Below are 4,841 nucleotides of genomic sequence, written 5' to 3' on the forward strand. Positions count from 1 at the left end.
CAGTGCTTACAATGATGGATAGTAACAGCTCTGGCTTATCCTTATCGTAATGACGGTTATCCACTGCCAGTATCAGACCGTTACTCAGTGCTATCCGGGCATCCTCCGTCAGCTCTGTCTCAGTGCTTACAAAGACGGATTTTAACAGCTCTGCCTTATCGTAAAGACGGTGATCTACTGCCATTATCAGACCGTTACTCAGTGCTATCCGGTCATCCTGCGTCAGCTCTGTCCCAGTGCTTACAATGATGGATAGTAACAGCCCTACCATATCGTAAAGACGGTGATCTACTGCCTGTACCAGAGCGTTACTCAGTGCTATCCGGGCATCCTCTGTCAACTCTGCCCCAGTGATTACAATGATGGATTGTATCCGTTCTAAAAAATCATACCATCCGTACTTCAATGACAATATCACGCCTTCATTCAGTGTTCTCTGCCCTTCGCTGGTCAGCGTTGGCCCTGTATCCTGAATAATAATGAGTTGTCCTTGCAGTTCATGAGAAGGCAGGGTATTGGTCTGTCTTTCCTGATTTGCCACCTCCTTTGCTTCGCCGACAAGACCCCATGATTTTACTAACTCAGACAGGCCGCCTTTGAATAATGGACAGACTTTCCTTTCTTCTATTTGCTGATGGTTGACATGCACCGGCTTCAGGCAGTCTGTGTTGATGGGATTCGCACAAAAGGCTGTAGCCACCCCCCGGCAAAATGCTTTACCCCATGCAGGGTAATTCCCCCGGGCTCCAGCAGGTTGTAGCTGGTCAGCTGGTAACACCAGATCGTAAGTCAGATCATCAATGGAAATATCGAGCTGTGGCGCAGTTTTTAGAGAACCTGTCGGCTGTTTTTGCTGAGTTACGGCAGGATAATCATTGCTGGCTAAATAAACTAGGATTGGGAAATTCATAATATAGTTCCTTTGATAATTCTTATTAGATAGCAGTTAATGAATTTTGTTCCATTTTTCTACAGATAATCATTTAGCTAACAGGTAGCCTATTACGCCTCAGTTTGAACTTACTAACTGAACCTCAGTCAAAAAAAGAATATAAAGTTCAAAGATACAATAACAATCGAAAGGACTACCGGACCATGAAACCGATTGAAAAGATGCTAAATCCTGCCTCACCTTTTGATGGTAAAAAAAGGATAACCCACTGTAAAAAAGCGGAATTTCAAAATAGAGATGTCAAAGAAAATCAATCTGGCTGTGAATTCCCCCTGACCACCAAACCTGAATCACTCACATCAGCTGATTTGTCAAGGCCCAGAAGCGTAGAATTGAGAGAAAAACAGGTCAGTGAAATGCATAAGCCAGGCAGTTGTGATCAATTCCGGGCAGAGCTTGACGAAATTAGAACAAAGCTAAGCAATGATGATTTTTGTTTTGAACACATTGAAGAATGCAAAAAAGAACTAAGCTCACTTATTAATGAAAGGACCGGATTTCTCTATTTTAATAAAATAAGTACAATTCCATTTTTTATAGAGAGCAGCGAAAAAACCCAAAAGATCAAAAAAATGTTTAACCGTTGCAAGAATGATTTCAAAGCATTAATGACAATAAATCCTGACGACTGTTTTGATAAGATGTTAACAAAAGTGGGTCTAATTTTCAGGTTATGTAAACACTATTCATTACCAACCCCAATCAGCAATATTAAAAAGCTATTAAATAATGCAGCTATAAGTGGTGAATTTAATAAATCAAATCTTTCCTTAATTGAAATGCACCATGTTTTTTTCAGCGAACATTTACCTGTTCTTTTACTATTTGATCTACTTCTTGACGGCAGTTTTGATAATACATCCGAACTATTTTGTCCTGTGCTTTCCAATCACCTTAAAAATTACAAGACCATACGTTTGAGTGATATCAATTTCGGACACTCTCCCTTAAACATTGATTTTGAGAGCACTGACCATCATACTCAGACACTCTGGACACTATTTTCAATTCTCGGTTACTGGGATACATCAGATCATTTTTATTTTGAATATTTCGCTGATGCTCTAAAAACTCAGCGAGCTATTTATCTAATAGATAATGACAGTTTCATAAAATACCTTACCATGAGAATGGATACTGATTTTTATTTTTGCGATTGTATTAAAGACTTAACTAAATCTCCCAAGGAGTTTGACGTTCCAAAACTAAACCTTCATTTGCATAAGCTTAGAAATATTTCTATAACGAACTTTCTGAATCCCAGATATGAAACAATATTTGCATTAAAAACATTCAGCATCAGCAATTATATGAATGATAAGCACGCAGAGTGCTTATACGACCACTTTAAAAAATGTCAACAGAAGCATTATTCATCAACATTAATAGATTTACTGCATAGACCTCCTGTGCTTCAGGAAGCAGAAGTAGAACAGCGAATATCTGAAATAGATACCAGAATCATTAACACAATCAATGAAAATCTGAGTGAGGATAGTAAAGTACTGTTTATGGGCCTGCTTGAAGACAACAAACAAAAAGTCGGCAATGCCGCACAGATACGGATGAAAAAAATATCCATTATGACGGATATTATTTCCACCCTAACCAATATTGAGCACAGTACGGCTAAAAATATGATTGATCCGGTACAATTGATATTAATTAAACAACCCTGGAAAACTCCTTACGGGCATATCTTCGATGAATTTACAATGTTTCGTGCTATTCGCATTACCAGTAACCGTCGGGAGACTGGTAAGTGCCCTGTAACCGGTGGAGATTTGTCATTTGAAAAATCATCCCTTCTTCTGGAATTACTAAGTACCATTGAAGAAATACCAAAAGGAATTAAAGATAAGATAGAAACGTTATTTCTTATGCTTCATACCGTTATAACTGAATGGTGATAATTTCACCATTCAGTTATATTAGGGTTTTGGAATGTTGCCGAATTTATTCTGAAGCTTCCAGTTTATCCTGGGTCCTGAGTTCAAAATCAGAAGCATCATGCCGGTTTCTCAGCTGCCCGGACAGTTCACCCCAGGTGCGGTTGACCATTTTCCCACGTTGAACGGCCTCTCGCTGTCCAATCTGGCTGGACCATCGAACAACATGTTGATAGCTATCCACCTGAAGAAACTCTGCAGCATCGTAAATTTTGCCTTCGACCAGGGCCCCGTACCATGGCCAGATTGCCATATCCGCAATGGTATAATCATCGCCACAGATATAGGTATTGTTTGCCAGATGCTGGTTTAACATATCCAGCTGACGCTTGACCTCCATGGCAAAGCGATCAATAGGGTACTGGTATTTTTCCGGCGCATAAGCATAGAAATGGCCAAAGCCGCCTCCCAGGTATGGACCACTGCCTACCTGCCAGAACAGCCATGAGAGACACTGTGCCCGCCTGGCGGGTTCCGCTGGGATAAACGCATTAAATTTTTCAGCCAGATAAAGGAGGATGGCTCCTGACTCAAATACCGGTATCTCCACACCGTCGCTTCGATCCACCAGGGCTGGAATCTTCGAGTTAGGGTTTATGCCAACAAAGCCCGAACCAAACTGATCACCTGCCATAATGTCAATCAGAAAAGCGTCGTACCCGGCCTCTTTAATCCCCAGCGCCAGCAACTCTTCAAACAGTATGGTGACTTTCACACCATTCGGGGTTGCCAGTGAATAAAGTTGGAATGGATGCTTGCCAACAGGCAGCGGCTTGTCAAAACGGGCACCGGCGGTTGGCCGGTTAATGCCACCAAACTGGCCACCATTCTCATTTTCCCAGGTCCATACCCTGGGAGGAACATACGATGCATCTGCCATGGGCAACTCCTTATTCATTCTTAAGCCCGGAGCTGCCCAGCATAAGACAATTCCCGAAGAAAGGTAAGTGTATTCCCGCATGAAACGCAGACATTAAAAGTAACGTGAATCGTTTTCAGGCCTTGATGCAAACAATCTGGATAAAAAGCATAGATTCATCTATCTATGTCATACATCAAATTCACTGCTTAGTTCTTTCGTTCAAAAAATAACCGGAGTGTTCAAACAATGATAAAAACTGTTGTTGTATCCGTCCTGCTCCTGACCTGCTTTCTGGTTATGGCCGACCTTGTTCCCTTTTTACTGAAAAACACAGACTCACCTTCTGATAATGAGCAGCCACAAAAAAATCAGGAGCACATTATCAAATCAATCGTTTTATTAGTTGGTATTGCGATTATGATCACACTGATCCTGCACTTCTGGCACTGACGCAATCAAATCTGACTGGAGAGTAAAAGTGATGCTGACACAGTGAACACTGACTACATTTATGGGCATGACTGCTTCCCTGAGTAATCCTTTGCAGGGCATTACAGGGCAGAATACCATTCATTTCGGTGAGTGTACTTTGCATACCATGATTAACCGTTTAAAGCGTATATTTTCCCGACTGGCGTTTCTCTGTGCTGGTCAGAAACCCTCCTTTGAAGGCCCGGGGCTCTCCGGCATTATTGCGGATTGGGTTGAGCCGTTGCTCAGTGAATACAGCGACAATAATGAGATCGAAAACATTATTGATCTGACGTCTAACTGCTGGAATATCGGTGCCTGTCCAAAAGATAACCGGGCTGAGTTGTGGGGTCTTCTTATCCAGCCAATCGTTGAAGAACACTTTTATGAACACAGGCATGATCTTCAGGGCAAACTAAGGAAACTGATCAAAGTGAGGGAGAAATTTTATGCTCACGACCCACGCTTCATCCTGGATTTTCGGTTTAAATATCGCCGCTCCCAATTGAGGCTGGATATTTTCAGCACCCGGGACCTGAGCCCGTCCCAGTTTATGGCCGGGCTTGATGCATTAATCCATCAAAGTGAACTCAATGCCTAGGAGGCT

The 4,841-nt window shown here is 41.9% G+C and carries 4 protein-coding genes; 2 read left to right on the top strand and 2 right to left on the bottom strand.

Annotated elements, in window-relative coordinates; translation table 11 throughout:
* On the bottom strand, positions 1–910 hold a 910-nt coding region (locus tag J7439_RS24820), incomplete at its 3' end, for a hypothetical protein (RefSeq protein WP_209204737.1).
* A 185-nt stretch (positions 911–1,095) separates the two neighbouring features.
* On the opposite strand from J7439_RS24820, the gene J7439_RS24825 reads away from it, so the two are divergent.
* The gene (locus J7439_RS24825) at positions 1,096–2,862 is read left to right on the top strand and encodes a hypothetical protein (RefSeq protein WP_209204738.1); all 1,767 of its coding nucleotides are present in this window, start codon (positions 1,096–1,098) and stop codon (positions 2,860–2,862) included.
* Between the two features lie 46 nt (positions 2,863–2,908).
* Here J7439_RS24825 and yghU read toward each other — a convergent pair whose 3' ends face one another.
* Complete coding sequence (gene yghU / locus J7439_RS24830; RefSeq protein WP_209204739.1) at positions 2,909–3,781, bottom strand: glutathione-dependent disulfide-bond oxidoreductase; 873 nt, start codon at positions 3,779–3,781, stop codon at positions 2,909–2,911.
* A 499-nt stretch (positions 3,782–4,280) separates the two neighbouring features.
* Here yghU and J7439_RS24835 point away from each other — a divergent pair, with 499 nt between their 5' ends.
* Positions 4,281–4,835 carry a hypothetical protein gene (locus J7439_RS24835; protein WP_209204740.1) on the top strand — a complete coding sequence of 185 codons (555 nt, stop codon included), beginning with the start codon at positions 4,281–4,283 and terminating at the stop codon, positions 4,833–4,835.
* The last annotated feature ends 6 nt before the right edge of the window (positions 4,836–4,841 follow it).

Source organism: Salinisphaera sp. G21_0 (assembly GCF_017744115.1).
Lineage (GTDB): Bacteria > Pseudomonadota > Gammaproteobacteria > Pseudomonadales > Endozoicomonadaceae > Endozoicomonas.

Excerpts from the sequence above, each read along its gene's own strand:
- J7439_RS24825 (WP_209204738.1), top strand. The coding sequence starts at position 1,096 with ATGAAACCGATTGAAAAGATGCTAAATCCTGCCTCACCTTTTGATGGT.
- yghU (WP_209204739.1), bottom strand. The coding sequence starts at position 3,781 with ATGGCAGATGCATCGTATGTTCCTCCCAGGGTATGGACCTGGGAAAAT.
- J7439_RS24835 (WP_209204740.1), top strand. The coding sequence starts at position 4,281 with ATGACTGCTTCCCTGAGTAATCCTTTGCAGGGCATTACAGGGCAGAAT.